The organism is Mycobacterium shimoidei, assembly GCF_900417275.1.
GTDB classification, from domain to species: Bacteria; Actinomycetota; Actinomycetes; order Mycobacteriales; family Mycobacteriaceae; genus Mycobacterium; species Mycobacterium shimoidei.
On record NZ_UEGW01000001.1, the window covers coordinates 3,778,040 to 3,793,328 of the forward strand.

Genomic DNA, 15,289 nt, shown 5'->3' on the forward strand with positions numbered 1-15,289 from the left:
ATCGAAAACGTGGTTCATGGTAGCACTGCACACGAAGTGCTTGCAGTGGTGTTCCAAGTTCGCGGGCTCGAAACCGGGAATGCCATGCTCAGCGTGCTGTTATGGCAGCGCGCCCGCGAACCGCAGCGCGGCGCGTGGTCGCTGCCCGGGGGCCGGCTGCAGCAGGACGAGGACATCACGACCTCGGTGCGGCGCCAGCTCGCCGAGAAGGTCGACCTGCGTGAGGTTGCCCACCTCGAGCAGCTCGCGGTGTTTTCCGATCCGGCCCGCATCCCGGGTGTTCGCACGATCGCCTCAACCTTCCTGGGTCTGGTGCCCTCCCCCGCTACGCCCGAGCTGCCCAAGGACACCCGCTGGCATCCAGTGACCGCGCTGCCGACGATGGCGTTCGACCACGGCCCGATGGTCGACCACGCCCGCGCCCGGCTGGCCGCCAAGATGTCCTACACCAACATCGGATTCGCTCTGGCGCCAAGGGAATTCGCGCTGTCGACGCTGCGTGACATTTACAGCGCCACGCTCGGATACCAGGTTGACGCGACCAACTTGCAGCGCGTGCTCGCCCGCCGCAGTGTCATCACCCAGACCGGCACCAGGGCGCAGTCCGGGCGCAGCGGGGGGCGTCCGGCGGCGCTGTACCGTTTCGTCGACTCGCAGCTGCGGGTCACCGACGAATTTGCTGCGCTTCGACCGCCCGCGCCGGCCTAGGCGGGTCGACTGGATTCTTAAAGCTCTCTTAAGTAGCCTGCTCGGGTGGACATTGGGAGCCTCGCGACGACCTCGACCGGTGCGGAGTGGATCGGCCGCCCGCCGCACGAGGAGTTGCAGCCCAAGGCGCGTCCCGTTCTGCCCTCGAAAGACCCCTTCTACCAGCCGCCGGAGGGGTTCGAGCATGCTGTGCCCGGAACGGTGTTGCGTTCGCGTGAAGTCGAACTTGCCTATCTGGGTCTGATTCCCCAGCGCCTCACCGCAACACAGCTGCTCTACCGCACCACCGACATGAACGGCAGGCCGGAGGCCACAGTCACCACGGTGATCGTGCCCCCAGAAGCCACGGCCGAGCGGCCTTGCCCGGTGCTGTCGTATCAGTGCGCGATCGATGCCGTGACATCGCGCTGCTTCCCGTCCTATGCCCTGCGCCGGCGCGCCAAAGCCGTGGGTTCGTTGGCGCAACTGGAGTTCCTGTTGATCAGCGCCGCGCTTGCCGAGGGATGGGCGGTGTCAGTCCCCGATCACGAAGGAACGCGTGGGATGTGGGGTGCACCCTACGAGCCCGGTTGCCGCGTGCTGGACGGTGTACGCGCAGCGCTGCGCTTCGAGCGCCTTGGACTGTCCGCGTCCGCGCCGGTCGCCCTCTGGGGTTACTCGGGTGGCGGCCTGGCCAGCGCCTGGGCCGCCGAAATGTGTGCCGACTACGCGCCCGAGCTCGACATCGTCGGCGCGGTGCTGGGCTCGCCCGTCGGCGACCTGGGCCACACGTTCCGCAGGCTCAACGCCAGCTTCCTCTCGGGCCTGCCGGCCATGGTGGTAGCCGCCCTGGCGCACGCCTACCCAGAGCTGGACCGGGTCATCAAAGAGCACGCCAATGCCGAGGGGCGAACGCTGCTGAGCCAGCTGGAGGACATGACCACCCTTGGCGCGATCATCCGGATGGCCGGCAAGGACGTGGGCGTCTATCTTGATCGGCCGCTCGAGGAAGTCTTGGCGCTGCCGGAGGTCCAGCACGTCTTCGACAGCATCAAGTTGGGCACCGCGGTGCCGTCACCGCCGGTGCTGATCGTGCAGGCTGTCCACGACTACCTCATCGACGTCGGCGACATCGACGAACTGGCCGCCACCTATTCGGCGGGCGGTGCAGATGTCACCTACCACCGCGATGCGTTCTGCGAGCACTTGCTGCTGCATCCGTTGTCGGCGCCGATGACGCTGCGCTGGCTGCAAGACAGATTTGCACGCCGGCCACTGAGCGATCACCTGGTCCGCACCAAGTGGCCGACGATGTTCAACCCGGCCACTTATCTGGGGATGGCGCGGCTGGGTGTCATCGCCGCGAAGGTGATCACTGGACGGAAGCTGCACCGACGTCCGCTGTGAGCGGCCTGGCTGCGTCCGTTTCGGCGGGCGGATAGCCACCAAGGTCGTCGCGGGCGGTGGCGGCGGCCAGCACCGCGTAGACCAGCGCCGCGGTGGCCACCGGCGCCAACAGCGTGCAGGCTGCCTGCAGCGGGGTGTGGCCGAAAAACACCGGTGGCGCCTCGGTGAAGTAGTACACCCGGTTCTCCCGCGTGACCGGCGCCGCGTCGAAATTCACGGCGCCGTAATGCAGGCGCACGAGCAGCGCTGCGGTCGTGGCCGCGAGCGCAGCCGCGCCCGCCATCCCCAGGCACAGCCCAGCGACCATTGTCGGCCCCCGGTGGTGGCGCCATTGCCACACCAGCACCGGGGCGATCACGGCGACGACATTCAGCAGCCCGAGCATCATGAACGCGGCGACGAAGAAGTGGTCGGATTCGTTGCCGAGGTAGTCGTGCAGCCGCTCGCCGTCGTCGGCCAGCGCCACCACGCCGTGGATCGCCGGGGCGATCCACGCCCAAAGGCCGCCGACCAGCACACCGCTCGGCAGTAGACCCAGCGCGACTGTGATGACCGCCCGGCGGCGCGAAACGCGCGGAGCGTCAGTCAACGCTGCTCCTCCAAGTTCGTCGAGTCCACCCGGCCGTGCCGGGAACATTTCGCCCACCAGCCGTCCGGGCGGACCTGCACCACCATGCGCCGACCGCATGCCGCGCAGAACCTCGGCGGCTCGAGACCCAGCTGCGCGGCCGTCGGTACCGGTGCGCCGGGCTGCGCGTCGCGGCGTTGGCCGGTGTAAACGCAGTAGACGCCCGCGCCGATCGGCGCAGGCAGATCGTGAACCATCACAGGCTCGCGTTGAGCGCCTTGATCGGCATCTGCAGATCGTCGAGCAGTTCCAGATCGGCTTCGGCTGGGCGGCCCAGCGTGGTCAGGTAGTTGCCGACGATCACCGCGTTGATGCCACCCAGGATTCCGCGCTTGGCCCCGAGGTCGCCGAGTGTGATCTCGCGTCCGCCCGCGAAACGCAGCATGGTCCGCGGCAAGGCCAGCCGGAATGCCGCCACCGCCTTGAGCGCCTCACTGGCCGGCAGTACCTCCAGATCTCCGAACGGGGTTCCCGGCCGCGGGTTCAGGAAATTCAGCGGCACCTCGTCGGGATCCAGTTCAGCCAGGTCGGCGGCGAATTCCGCGCGCTGCTCGAGCGTCTCGCCCATGCCGAGGATGCCGCCGCAGCACACCTCCATGCCGGCCTCGCGCACCATCGTCAACGTCGACCAGCGCTCTTCCCAGGTATGGGTGGTGACGACGTCGGGAAAGAACGACCGCGCGGTCTCCAGGTTGTGGTTGTAGCGGTGCACACCCATCGCCGACAACCGCTCCACCTGGTCGGCGGTCAGCATGCCCAGCGAGCAGGCGATCTGGATGTCGACTTCGTCGCGGATCGCCTCGATCCCGGCGGCGACCTGAGCCATCAATCGGTCATCAGGACCCCGAACGGCGGCCACGATGCAAAATTCGGTGGCGCCGCTCTTGGCGGTCTGCTTGGCCGCCTCAACCAGGCTGGGAATGTCCAGCCAGGCGCTACGCACCGGCGAGGCGAACAGCCCGGACTGTGAGCAGAAATGGCAGTCTTCCGGGCAACCGCCGGTTTTCAGGCTGATGATGCCTTCGACTTCGACCTCCGGACCGCACCAGGCCATCCGCACCTCGTGGGCCAGCGCCAGCAATTCCTCGAGTCGGTCGTCGGGCAGCCGCAGCACGGCCAGGACCTGGTCCCGGGTTAAGCCCTCACCCCGCTCCAGCACCTGGCGGCGCGCCACGGAAAGGATGTCGGTGCTGTCGGTGGTGGGTCGAGTCGCCGCCTGAGTCACGCCGTTCAGGTTAGGGCAGCGGTGCATAGCCGCACAAAACGTGGCAGCGTGAACAGCAATGAGCACTTTGTCCACCCAGTACGTGGCGCACCATTATCTATTGCTGGCGCTGCCCGCTTTTCTGCCGGCGGTGGTCGTTGTCGGGGTCGTGCTGTATGTGGCGTTGAAAGACAGGCGTAGCCGTGGCGAGGCCGCGCGCACCCCTGCCGACAACACGCGGGATCAAGGCAGCACCAGCTAAACGGGCGAAGTTTGACCTTCCGGCCAACCGGCAACCTACTGTCCAGTAAGCCGACGCTTTGCGTCCAGATCTTGCGGGGCGTCCCGGCGCGGTTGGGAGGAGACGACGGTGCGGTCAGCGGTTCTCGCGGAGGCTCCGGCCGGAGGGGCCGGAATCGGGCAGGTGATAGGTCTGTCGATCGCGGCAGCGGTGATAGCCGTGGCGATGCTGTGGGTCGGCTACGCGCATCGCAGCCACCGGATCACCTGGTTGAGTCGGGCGGCGGACTGGATGGCCGAGAAGTTCGACCGTCCACCCTGGGTTGCCCTGCCGGTCCTGGTGTACACCACGTCGATCATTTGCGCCCTGTTCGGCTTCATCTGGGATGTCAGCTGGCACATCGGCAACGGCCGCGATTCGGGTCCATTGGCCAACCCCGCGCACTATTTCATCGTCATCGGGCTATTCGGGATTTTCTTGGCCGGCATGATCGCGGTGGTGATGCCGTTCGACAAGCCGGGACCGGCGGCGGTGCGCATCACCGGCAATTGGTCCGCACCCGTCGGCGGTGTGCTGATGGCCGGCTGCGGGCTGTACGCGCTGATCGGGTTCCCGCTCGATGACATCTGGCATCGCATCTTCGGCCAGGATGTGACGTTGTGGGGTCCGACACATCTGATGATGATCGGCGGCGCCGGGTTCTCGCTGTTTGCCGTTCTGATGCTGGAATACGAAGGCGGACAGGGACTTCCGGACACACCCGAAGAGGGGACGTTCGCCCGCGCGGAGCGTCGATTCATCCGGTTCCTGCGGTATCTGTCCTGCGGCGGTCTGTTGATCGGCATGTCGGTTTATCAGATCGAGTTCGACTTCGGCGTCCCCCAGTTCCGGCTTGTTTTCCAGCCGATGCTGATCGCCGGCGCGGCGACGATCGGGACGGTGGTCGCCCGAATGACGTTGGGGCGCGGTGCGGCGATCGTGGCGGCGCTGTTCGCGATAGCGCTGCGCGGCGCGGTCGCGTTGGTGGTCGGACCGATCCTGGGAGCTCCCATCAACTGGTTCCCGCTGTATCTGGGCCCGGCGATCGTGGTCGAGGTACTTGCGTTGACGCCGCTGATGCGGCGCCCGGTGCTGTTCGGCGCCGTCGCCGGTTTGGGCGTGAGCACCGTCGGGCTGTGGCTCGAGTCGTTCTGGATCGAAGCGGTCTACCCCTACTCCTGGCCGATCACCATGTGGGGTGAAGCCCTCGCCATGGCGGTGCCGGTGGCGGTGCTGGCCGGGATGTGTGCGGCGATGTTCGGGATGGTGCTCACCGCTCAACCACTGCCGCGCAGGGGAATCGGTATCTCGCTCGTGGCGGCGGCCGTGCTGGTGACCGGTTGCGCGGTGGCCAACGGACTGCATATCCATGTGCCGCAACAAAACACCGCCACCGTCAAGCTGACCGATCTGCCCAGCCCGCCCGGGCAACGACTGGTATCGGCCGACGTGCAGATCAACCCGCCGAATCTGGTCAGCGACCACCCGGAGTGGCTGACGATCCTGTCCTGGCAGGGACGGATGCAGAACCACCGCGGTCTGTTCATCGACGCGCTGGACCGGGTTGGTCCGGGTCACTATCACTCCACCCAGCCCGTCCCGGTGTGGGGCGACTGGAAGACGCTGCTGCGCGTGCAGGACGGCAGGACGATGACCGCCGTGCCGATCTGGGCGCCGGCCGACGAAGCGATTCCGGCACCGGAGATTCCCGCGTTGGCCTCCAGCAACCGTCCGTTCGTGCTCGAGGTGTCGATCTTGCAGCGCGAACGCGACCCCGACGTCCCGGAATGGTTGTTCACCGCAGGCGGCATCGTGGTGTTGATCTTCACGTTGATGGTCATCGGGGCGCTGACCTGGGGTGCAGGACGGATCAACGCCGCCGAGCCCGCACCCAAACGACCAGAGACCGCAGCTGCCGACCGCTCGCCCCCGCAGGCAGCATGAGAGCCCTGATGGCGTTGCGACATGCACTCATCGCCGCCGCAGCAGCGGTGCTGAGTTATGGCCTCGTCGCCTGTGGTGCGGCATCAAATCCAGGCTCCACCGCCAACAACGACGCCGCTGTGGTGGTGGATGTGACGATCGCGCACGGCAGCGTCACACCGACCAACGCGACGCTGGAGGCGAAAGTCCACCAGCCGATCACGGTCCGGGTCACCAGCGACGCCACCGACGAGCTGCATGTGCACTCGGTGCCCGATCACAAATTCCAGGTTGCGGCGGCACCTGACCAGACGTTCCAGTTCAGCGTCGAGGTCCCCGGCAAGGTCGACGTCGAGCTACACCACTTGAACAAGACGATCGCGACCATCCAAGTCCGCCCGTGATCCGCCTTTTGGCGCACGGGTTGGGTGGCTCCAGCGACCTTCCCGTCCCGTACGCCTTCGCGATGGTGGGCGCCGCGTGGGCGTTGACGTTCACCTTCGCACTGGTCGCCTTCGCTTGGCGGCGACCGCGATTCGATCCGCAAAAGCCCGGCCGCCCGTTGCCCGCCGCGCTGACCAAACTTGTGGATGCTCGCGCGACGCGCTGGACGGCGGCCGGACTGGCGCTGCTGTTCACGGCGTGGGTGCTGCTGGCAGGCCTGGCCGGACCACAGGACCAGAGCAACGCCCTGCTCGGTGTCTTCTATGTGCTGCTGTGGGTCGGGTTGATCGCGCTGTCGGTGCTCTTCGGGCCGGTGTGGCGCGTCATCTCTCCGGTGCGCACGACCTATCTGCTGCTGCGACGGGCCATTGGCGCCGCGCTTAGCCGGCCGCGGCTGCGTTATCCGGAAAGTTGGGGTTACCGTCCCGCCGCGGCGGGGTTGTTCGCGTTCGTGTGGATGGAGTTGGCCAGCCCGAATCCCGCGTCGCTGCCCCTGATCAAAACGTGGCTGCTGGTGTACGCCGTGGTCCTACTCGGTGGCGCATGGCTATGCGGACAACGCTGGCTGGCCCGAGTCGACCCGTTCGGGGTGTACAGCATGGCGGTATCGCGACTGTCGCCGTTTCGGCGCAACCCCGTCACCGGGCGGATCGTCGTCGGCAACCCGTTGGATCATCTGCCGTCGCTGCCGGTGCGCCCCGGCGTGGTGGCGGTTTTGGCCGTCTTGCTCGGGTCGACGGCCTTCGACAGTTACTCCTCGTCGCCGACGTGGCGCGGATTTGCCGATCGCCTCACCCGCGACTTTCACGGTGTCCCCGTCACGATGTCGTCGTCCGCGCTGAACACACTCGGCCTGCTGGCATTCATTTCCGTTGTCGCACTGACATTTTCACTGGCCGCCCGGGCGACCGGCGGGGTTGACCGGGACCAACGGCATGCGTTGCCCGGGCAGATGGCGCATTCGCTGATCCCGATCGTGGTCGGCTACATCTTCGCCCATTACCTGTCGTATCTGGTGGAGCGGGGCCAGCAAGCCGTCTTCGCGCTGGCCGACCCCCTTGGTCGGGGCTGGAACCTGTTGGGGCTGGCGCATACCCACGTCGCCTACGTGTTGTCAATGCACCCGTCGCTGCTGGCCGCGGTCAAGGTGACCTGCGTCGTCACCGGGCACATCGTGGCGGTGATCGCGGCCCATGACAAGGCGCTGCGTGTGTTGCCGAGCGGTCATCAACTGACCGGCCAGCTCACGATGATGCTGGTGATGGTCGGCTATACCTTCACCGGGCTATACCTGCTCTTCGGCGGGTGACAGAGGTGTCGCCGGCTTTGATTCCGCGGTCTGCGTGAACCACAACAAGTAGGTCAGTGGCGGCACGACGATCACCCCGGCAAGCGCAACCACAACCAGCAGTGCGGCCAGCGTCGCCGGAGCCCCGGCGGCGTCGGCGATGCGCAGTTGGTCGGTCAGCATCCACGGATACTGTCCGACACCCCAGCCGGCGACCACTGCCGCAACCGCAAGTGCGGCGAACATCCTTGCCACAGAGGGAGATCGGTACAACAACAACAAGGTGGTCGCGCCGGCGAGGGCTGCGATGACGAGCAGCGGAAGCGCCCGGCCCAGCAGACCGGAACTCAGCGTGGGGGCGTCGTCCAGAATCGGATACAGACCCGCGAAAACGATCACTCCGGCGACCAGCCCGACCGCCAGGGTACGCACGCGAAGTCGGCCGGCCAACGCGGCATCGCCTATCCGAACAGCGTCGGCCGTCAAGAAGATTCCGGCCAGAAATACGCATGTCGTGACGGCGAGGCACCCGCCGACCAGCGATGTCAGATTCACCCACGAGCCAACCGGATCACCATAGCCATTGGCCGGCACCCGTCCCGAGGCGATGGCACCGGCCACCGTGCCGAAGAAAAACGGTGTGATCAACGATGATCCGGCGAAGATCGCCCCGAACAGGCGTGCTTGGCCGAAGGTGGCGGCGTATTTGCGGAACGCGAAGCTCGAGCCGCGCAACACGATCCCGGCAAGGGCGAGTATCAACGGGGTGAAAAGTGTCGTCGTCGCCGCCGCAAAGGCCTTCGGGAATCCGGTCCACCAGATGACCAGAATATAGATCAACCACACATGATTGGCTTCCCACACTGGCCCGATGCTGTGATCGATCAGCGTGCGCACCTCTGCGCCGTGCCGACCCCGGCCCGCCGTCAAATCGTAAAAGCCCGAACCGAAGTCGGCGCCACCGAGCAGCGCATACACGATCACCCCGACGAACATCGCCGCGGCCACCGCAGCAGAAAGGCTCACCCGCCCGGCTCCGCCCGAGCAGGTGTTGCGGCCACCACGGCGGGCCCGTACGGGCTTGGTAGCTCTTCCTCGCCCGCGCGCCAACGCCTGGTCATCGAGCGCAACACGACGAAGGCCGCGACGGTCATGCCGACGTAGATCACCACCACTCCGCCATAGGTCCACCAGATCGCCCGGTTGAACGTCGCCGCGTCGGTGGTGCGCAGGACCTGCCACACCGTCCACGGCTGACGACCGACTTCTGTTGCAACCCAACCCATTTCCAACGCAATAATCGCAAGTGGCCCCGCGAGGACCGCAAACCGCAGAAACCAACGGTTACTCAGCAGGTCGTGCCCGCGCCGACGGGCTGCCCAGAACACCACCGCCACCAGCGCCAGCAACAAACCGATGCCAACCATCGATTGAAACGACCAGTGGGTGATGTTGACCAGCGGCCAATCGGATCGCGGAATGGTCTCCAGGCCGGGCACCGACCCATTGAAGGTGCCGCGAGCGATGATGGAGCCCACCCGGGGTATGGGCAACGCCCAGCGGACCTTGTCGTCGACAAGGAACCCACCCAACCGCAGCGGAGCGGGACCCGGCTCGGGTTCCAGAGCGAGTTCGAAGGCCGCCAACTTGGCCTCCTGCTTGTTGCCGACTTGCAACCCCAGCAGATGACCGGCAAACGGCTGAATCACCGCGGCAACCGAGGCGAAAGCGAATGGAACCGTGAATCCCAGACGGTGGTGGGCGTCATCTCGACCGCGCAGCAGACCCGCCGCGTACACCCCCGAGACCACCAAGCCCACCAGCAGGAACGCGCCCAACCACATGTGCAGAAACTGCAGCCACGCCAACGGATTGAACATCGCTGCCCACGGACGGACATCGGTGAGGACACCGTCGCGGATGGTGAACCCGGTCGGGTAGTTCATCCAGGAATTGACCGCGACCACGCAGAACGACCCGACGATGCCCGAGATCGCCATGGGAACCAGCATGGCCAGGTGCAGCCTCGGACGCATGCGGTCCCACCCGTACAGATACAGGCCGAGAAATATGGCCTCACTGAAGAACGACAGCCCTTCCAAAGCGAACGGCAACCCGAGAACGTCACCGAACCTGCCCATCAATCCCGGCCACAGCAAGCCCATTTCGAAGCTCAGGACGGTTCCGGAGACCGCTCCGATTGCGAACAGCACCGCTGAGGCTTTCGACCACCGCTTGACCAGCCGCAGTGCCGTTGGGTCGTCGCGGACGATTCCGCGACGGTGCACGACGTACATCATGGCCGGAAAAGCCACCCCGAAGCACGCCAGGATGATGTGGAAACCCAGCGAAAGCGCCATCTGCTGTCGAGCCGGGAGCAGTCCCGGCGGTGCGTCGGACGCGAGCACCATGACGGTGTCGCTGAACGGCATCACTCCATCATTGCGCGGCGGTTACCGCAGAGCCAGCCTCAACGGATCAGATGCTCGACGCGCTTGCTGCCGTCCCACCGTCGCAGGGCGGTGAAGCTCGCATCGATGTGTGCCGGGCGCCCGGCGATGCGCAACGCGCGGCCGAGTTGGGCGCCGCCGAGCCGGCGTGCCAACGTGACGTGCGGGGTCCACTGGCCGGGCAGGCTGTTGCGCATCAGCTCGGGCGCCACATGGGGTTGACACACCCGGTGTATCTGCGTGTGCATCGCCAGCAGCTCCGCGGTCGGCACGATCAGCCGCGCCAGCACGTGATTGGTCCGGCCGAACAGCAGCGTCGCCGCCACCACACCGGCCAGCGGCAGCTGTTGGGCGATTGGTTGCAACAGGGCATCGACGTCCGGTGCGATCCGTTCGGCCACCGCCAAAGTCACGTGCGGGCGCGCGGCCGGTGACTGGCTGGGTATCCCGGCGCGGGCCAAGTCCTCCCAGATGCGGCGGATCGCCGCTTCGCTGTCGGGGTCGAACACCAGCTCGATCGAATGAACCATCTACTCGACCAGCCCGCTCACCCAGTCCGTGTCGAACGCTTGGGCGCTCATTGCGGCGAATTCGGCAGGCGACATGGCCGCGGCGTCTGCCGGCAGCGCGGCGCGCAGCGGCGCCAACCGCGCCAACGCGGACCGATTCGAGGCTTGCACTGTCCCGGGACTGGCCGGCCAGCTGCCGATCACTACGCCAGCACATGAAATCCCCTGCGTTGCAAGAGCTTCCAAGGTCAACGCGGTATGATTGAGGGTCCCCAGTTCTGCGGTTGAGACCAACAGCGCCGCCGCGTTCAGATCGACGGCGATGTCGCGAAGCGTCACCCCGTGCTGGGCTAACTCGACCAGCAGACCGCCGGCGCCTTCGACCAGGGTGAGCCACCCGGGCCGATCCAGTTCGCGGATCAGGCGCAGCACGTCGTCGCGGGTCGGCAGGCTCATGCCGGCCTGTTCGGCGGCCGCGGCCGGCGCTAGTGGCTGGGGATAGCGGGCCAGCCCTGCCACCCGGCTTGTTCCCGACAGCCGGGTCACCACGGCGAGGTCATCGTCGCCGGCTTCGGTGCCGGTCTGCACCGGTTTACACACCGCGACGTCGATGCCGGCCCGGCGGGCGTGGCACGCCAGCGCCGCGGTGACGACCGTCTTGCCGACCCCGGTCCCCGTTCCGGTGACGACCAGGACCGTCAACGGCGTGACAACACGTCAGTGAGCACCCGGCGGGCCAACTCGAGCTCGTCGGCGTCCAGTGAGGCGCGTGCGGTGAGTCGTAGCCGCGAGGTGCCCGCCGGAACTGTCGGAGGGCGGAAGCAGCCCACCCGCACCCCGGCGTCCAGGCACGCGGTGGCGGCGGCCAGCGCCGCCTCCGGCTCACCGAGGATCACCGACACCACCGCCGATTCCGGCGTGGTCGGCACCCCGCATATCTCGGCCAACGCGCGGGCGTGCCGCAGCACCGCCGCCGGCCGCCACGGCTCGGCAGCCAGCACCGTCAGCGCCGCCAGCGCCGCACCCGCTGCTGCCGGCGCCAGGCCGGTGTCGAAGATGAAGGGCCGGGCGGCATCGATGAGGTGGTCGCGGACGGCGGCCGAGCCCAGCACCGCACCGCCCTGGCTGCCGAGCGCCTTGGACAACGTCGTCGTCATCACCACGTCGGGCGACCCGGCCAGACCCAGCTCATCGAGCAGCCCCCGCCCACCGGTGCCGCGCACGCCCAGACCGTGCGCCTCATCGACGATGAGCAGCGCACGGTGGCGGCGGCACACCTCGTGCAGCGATCGCACCGGCGCCAAAACGCCGTCGGTGGAAAACACCGAGTCGGTGACGACGACGGCGCGCTCCTCATCCCGTGACGCCAATGCCGCCTCGACGGCCTCGACGTCGCGGTGGCCGGTCACCACCACCCGGGCCCGCGACAACCGGCACGCGTCGACCAGCGACGCGTGCGAGTAGGCGTCGGAAACTATCAGCGAACCCGGGCCCGACAGTCCGACAACCGCGCCCAGGTTGGCGGTATATCCCGAGGAAAACACCAAACTTGCTGCGGCACCGACGAATTCGGCGAGCGCCGTTTCGAGCTGCTGATGCAGTTCGGTATCACCGGTAACCAGCCGCGACCCGGTTGCCCCGGTCCCCCAGGTGCGAAGTGCCTGTACCCCGCCGTCGATGACGTCGGGGTGCTGCGACAGACCCAGGTAGTCATTGGAGGCCAAGTCCAGTTCGGTGGCCACCGGGGGGCGCGGGCGCAGTGAGCGCCGCAGCCCGGCCTGGCGGCGCTGCTGTTCCACCTCGTCCAGCCAGGCCAGCGGCGACGTGTCGATCCGACTCATCGCCTAGAGCCTACGAGAGCCGGTGAGTTCGGCGACGTCGACCATTGCGGAGGTGACCTGCGCAATCTCGTCGGGAGTGCAGATGAACGGCGGCATCGCGTACACCAGGTTGCGGAACGGCCGCAGCCACACTCCGCGATCCAGCGCCGCCGGGGTGGCGACGGCCAGGTCGACGGGCCGGTCGCATTCGATCACCCCGATGGCGCCGCGCACCCGCACATCGGTCACGGCCGGTAATTCCCGGGCGGCTCGCAGCCCGGCAATCAGCCCGGCGTTGATCGCCGCTACGCGCGAGCGCCAGTCTTGCCCGAGCAGCAACTCGACGCTGGCCACCGACACCGCGCAGGCCAGCGGGTTTGCCATGAACGTGGGTCCATGCATCAACGCCCCCGCCTCGCCGGAGCTAATGGTCCGCGCGACGTCGACGGTGCACAGCGTCGCCGCCAAGCTCAGATAGCCGCCGGTCAGCGCCTTGCCCACGCACATGATGTCCGGGCTGACGCCGGCGTGGTCGGCGGCGAACAGCTCGCCGGTGCGCCCGAAGCCGGTGGCGATCTCGTCAAAAACCAGCAACACGTCATGGCGGGTGCAGATCTCCCGCAAGTCGCGAAGGTAGCGCGGGTCGTGGAAGCGCATGCCGCCGGCGCCCTGGACCACCGGCTCGACCACCACAGCCGCCAACTCGGCCGCGTGCTCGGCCAACTGAGATTCGAACTGCTCGCTGTAGGCCCGGTCGTAGTCGCGAGGCACTTGGGGCGCGAAAACCTGCGACGCCAGGACGTCGGTCCAGAGCGCGTGCATGCCGCCGTCGGGGTCACAAATGCTCATCGGCGTGAACGTGTCGCCGTGGTAGCCGCCGCGCCAGGTCATCAGCCGCCGTTTGCCGTACTGTCCGCGACTGCGCCAGTACTGCAGCGCCATCTTCACCGCGACCTCCACCGACACTGACCCGGAGTCGCAGAAGAACACGGTTTCCAGCCCGGCGGGGCTGATTTCGACGAGCAGCTGCGCGAGCCGCGCGGCCGGTTCGTGGGTCAGCCCGCCGAACATGACATGGTTCATGGTGTCGAGCTGCGCGGCCAGCGCCCGGTCCAGTACCGGGTGACCGTGGCCGTGGATTGCAGTCCACCACGAGCTCATCGCGTCGAGCACCTCGATCGACTGGCCGTCACGCACCAGGGTCAACCACGCCCCGCGGGCACCGACCGCCACGACCGGAGCGACGCTTTCGGCGCCGATAGTGCTGTAGGGATGCCACAGATGCGCGGCGTCGATGGCGCTGATCTGCTCGGGAGTCAACCCAGAAGCCGACCCAGAAACCGGCCCAGGAGTCGGCTCGGGAGCAGATAAAGCCATGGAGATCGAGGGTAGTGCAGAGCCGGGCCGATCCACCGGTCGCCGAACCCCCGGCCATCGGGGAGCATGGAACGCCATGGCGACCGAGCAAAACCAACCGCCCCGACCGCGGGTGGCCCGCTGGGACGTGATCTGCACGGTCGCGATATGGGCGGTGGTGGCCGCGGTGGCATTCGCGACGGATGTGTCGTCGACGCTGTTCGGATTCGTCTCGCACGTGTGCCCGGCGGACAGTTGCCCGCCGGCGCCGTTTGGCGTGGACCTGTGGATTTACCCGGTGGTGTGGGGCGGTATCGGCGCGGCGGCGGCCGCAGCCGTGATCGGCCCGTTCGTATCCCTCGCAAAAGGCTGGTACCTGTTTTTCTGGCCGTTGCTGGCGGTGGCCCTCGTCATGCTCAGCTCCCTGGCCGGCGCCGCGATCACGGCTTTCAGTGAGCCTTATTGGCACTGACAGACACCGACACGCTGAGAGCCAAATCACAACCGGCCGCGCGTGATTGAGCTTTCGCGGCCAACCGGTCACCGTTCGGTCACGGTCGGCCAAAAAGGGCTTCCCGCCGCGAGGCGATACCCCGGACGCCGCTATCCTGTGTTGCAGTAGTGACTGAAGTGACTGTTGTGAACTCAGCGGTCTGGGAAGGTGGCCCCAAATGAAGCGCGTCTATGCCGTTGCAACCGGCCTGGCGCTGGTATTGACCCCAGCGGTGGTCCCAGCCGGCCTGGCATCGGCTGCCCCCCTGTCGAGCGCGCAATCCATCGAGTACGTGGTGCAGCGCGCCCTGTCGCAGCGCGGCGTTCCGTTCGTCTACGGCGGCGGCAATGCATCGGGCCCGACCGGCGGGGCCAGCCAACGAGCCAGCACCTCCCCCGGCAGGTACCCCGGCACCGCCACGATCCCCGGAACCCCCGCGATCCCCGCCGCGCCCGGCCTGCCCGGGACCGCGACCCTTCCCGGGATCAGCCCCGTCCCCACCCCCGGCGTTGTCGGATTCGACGCTTCGGGCCTGGTGCAGTACGCCTTCGCCGGCGTCGGAATCAAGCTGCCGCGGACATCGGGCGAACAGTGCAACGTCGGTCGGAAGGTCCCGCCCGCACAGGCCCGCCGCGGCGACCTGATGTGCTACGGCCCGGGCGGCAGCCAAAGCGTCGCGATCTATCTCGGAAACGGGCAGATGATCGAAGCGACTGAACCGGCCGTGACGGTTTCGGCAGCGCGCACCTCCAACATGACTCCGTACCTGACCCGGATCATCGAGTAGTCACCGGCTGTTT

The 15,289-nt window shown here is 67.3% G+C and carries 17 protein-coding genes; 8 read left to right on the forward strand and 9 right to left on the reverse strand.

What is annotated here, in order from left to right; all coding sequences use genetic code 11:
• The first annotated feature begins 9 nt into the window (after positions 1-9).
• The gene (locus MSP7336_RS18230) at positions 10-708 is read left to right on the forward strand and encodes an NUDIX hydrolase (protein WP_069396812.1); all 699 of its coding nucleotides are present in this window, start codon (positions 10-12) and stop codon (positions 706-708) included.
• Positions 709-753: 45 nt separating this feature from the next.
• Positions 754-2,094 carry a lipase family protein gene (locus MSP7336_RS18235; protein WP_069396813.1) on the forward strand — a complete coding sequence of 447 codons (1,341 nt, stop codon included), beginning with the start codon at positions 754-756 and terminating at the stop codon, positions 2,092-2,094.
• On the opposite strand, the gene MSP7336_RS18240 is transcribed toward MSP7336_RS18235, so the two are convergent.
• Genes MSP7336_RS18240 through bioB form a run of 3 tightly spaced genes read right to left on the reverse strand, consistent with a single transcriptional unit; the run spans position 2,060 to position 3,947 of the window.
• Positions 2,060-2,731: a DUF2567 domain-containing protein gene (locus MSP7336_RS18240; RefSeq protein WP_181786837.1), complete on the reverse strand. Its 672-nt coding sequence runs from the start codon at positions 2,729-2,731 to the stop codon at positions 2,060-2,062. The two genes, MSP7336_RS18235 and MSP7336_RS18240, sit on opposite strands and share 35 nt — an antisense overlap.
• Positions 2,680-2,919 carry a biotin synthase auxiliary protein BsaP gene (bsaP, locus tag MSP7336_RS18245; protein ID WP_069396815.1) on the reverse strand — a complete coding sequence of 80 codons (240 nt, stop codon included), beginning with the start codon at positions 2,917-2,919 and terminating at the stop codon, positions 2,680-2,682. Before bsaP ends, MSP7336_RS18240 begins: the two co-directional genes overlap by 52 nt.
• A complete protein-coding gene (bioB, locus tag MSP7336_RS18250) occupies positions 2,919-3,947 on the reverse strand; it encodes a biotin synthase BioB (protein WP_113965052.1) in 1,029 nt (342 codons plus the stop codon). Before bioB ends, bsaP begins: the two co-directional genes overlap by 1 nt.
• A gap of 58 nt (positions 3,948-4,005) precedes the next feature.
• On the opposite strand from bioB, the gene MSP7336_RS18255 reads away from it, so the two are divergent.
• The 4 genes from MSP7336_RS18255 to MSP7336_RS18270 all read left to right on the forward strand — a co-directional run bounded on the left by MSP7336_RS18255 (position 4,006) and on the right by MSP7336_RS18270 (position 7,882).
• Entirely contained in the window at positions 4,006-4,188 is a 183-nt protein-coding gene (locus MSP7336_RS18255; protein WP_069396816.1) for a hypothetical protein, read from the forward strand.
• Between the two features lie 153 nt (positions 4,189-4,341).
• A complete protein-coding gene (locus MSP7336_RS18260; RefSeq protein WP_113965055.1) occupies positions 4,342-6,150 on the forward strand; it encodes a hypothetical protein in 1,809 nt (602 codons plus the stop codon).
• A gap of 8 nt (positions 6,151-6,158) precedes the next feature.
• Positions 6,159-6,533: a hypothetical protein gene (locus MSP7336_RS18265; protein WP_069396818.1), complete on the forward strand. Its 375-nt coding sequence runs from the start codon at positions 6,159-6,161 to the stop codon at positions 6,531-6,533.
• Positions 6,533-7,882, forward strand: coding sequence for a hypothetical protein (locus MSP7336_RS18270; RefSeq protein ID WP_181787004.1), 1,350 nt, complete (start codon positions 6,533-6,535; stop codon positions 7,880-7,882). Before MSP7336_RS18265 ends, MSP7336_RS18270 begins: the two co-directional genes overlap by 1 nt.
• Here MSP7336_RS18270 and MSP7336_RS18275 read toward each other — a convergent pair.
• The 6 genes from MSP7336_RS18275 to MSP7336_RS18300 are packed head-to-tail and all read right to left on the reverse strand — an operon-like array spanning position 7,859 to position 14,017.
• Positions 7,859-8,887 (reverse strand): cytochrome d ubiquinol oxidase subunit II, encoded by a 1,029-nt coding sequence (locus MSP7336_RS18275; RefSeq protein WP_113964278.1) that lies wholly within the window; start codon positions 8,885-8,887, stop codon positions 7,859-7,861. The genes MSP7336_RS18270 and MSP7336_RS18275 overlap by 24 nt on opposite strands.
• A complete protein-coding gene (locus MSP7336_RS18280) occupies positions 8,884-10,293 on the reverse strand; it encodes a cytochrome ubiquinol oxidase subunit I (protein ID WP_113965057.1) in 1,410 nt (469 codons plus the stop codon). The genes MSP7336_RS18275 and MSP7336_RS18280 overlap by 4 nt, the downstream gene beginning before the upstream one ends.
• A 38-nt stretch (positions 10,294-10,331) precedes the next feature.
• Complete coding sequence (locus tag MSP7336_RS18285) at positions 10,332-10,841, reverse strand: 2'-5' RNA ligase family protein (RefSeq protein WP_069396821.1); 510 nt, start codon at positions 10,839-10,841, stop codon at positions 10,332-10,334.
• Positions 10,842-11,522: a dethiobiotin synthase gene (gene bioD, locus MSP7336_RS18290; protein WP_113964279.1), complete on the reverse strand. Its 681-nt coding sequence runs from the start codon at positions 11,520-11,522 to the stop codon at positions 10,842-10,844.
• Positions 11,519-12,661, reverse strand: a complete 1,143-nt coding sequence (locus MSP7336_RS18295) for an 8-amino-7-oxononanoate synthase (RefSeq protein ID WP_113964280.1) — start codon at positions 12,659-12,661, stop codon at positions 11,519-11,521. The genes bioD and MSP7336_RS18295 overlap by 4 nt, the downstream gene beginning before the upstream one ends.
• A gap of 3 nt (positions 12,662-12,664) precedes the next feature.
• Complete coding sequence (locus tag MSP7336_RS18300) at positions 12,665-14,017, reverse strand: adenosylmethionine--8-amino-7-oxononanoate transaminase (protein ID WP_113964281.1); 1,353 nt, start codon at positions 14,015-14,017, stop codon at positions 12,665-12,667.
• A gap of 76 nt (positions 14,018-14,093) precedes the next feature.
• Here MSP7336_RS18300 and MSP7336_RS18305 point away from each other — a divergent pair, with 76 nt between their 5' ends.
• Entirely contained in the window at positions 14,094-14,468 is a 375-nt protein-coding gene (locus tag MSP7336_RS18305; RefSeq protein WP_113964282.1) for a hypothetical protein, read from the forward strand.
• Positions 14,469-14,667: 199 nt separating this feature from the next.
• Positions 14,668-15,276, forward strand: coding sequence for an NlpC/P60 family peptidoglycan-binding protein RipD (ripD, locus tag MSP7336_RS18310; RefSeq protein WP_069396825.1), 609 nt, complete (start codon positions 14,668-14,670; stop codon positions 15,274-15,276).
• The last annotated feature ends 13 nt before the right edge of the window (positions 15,277-15,289 follow it).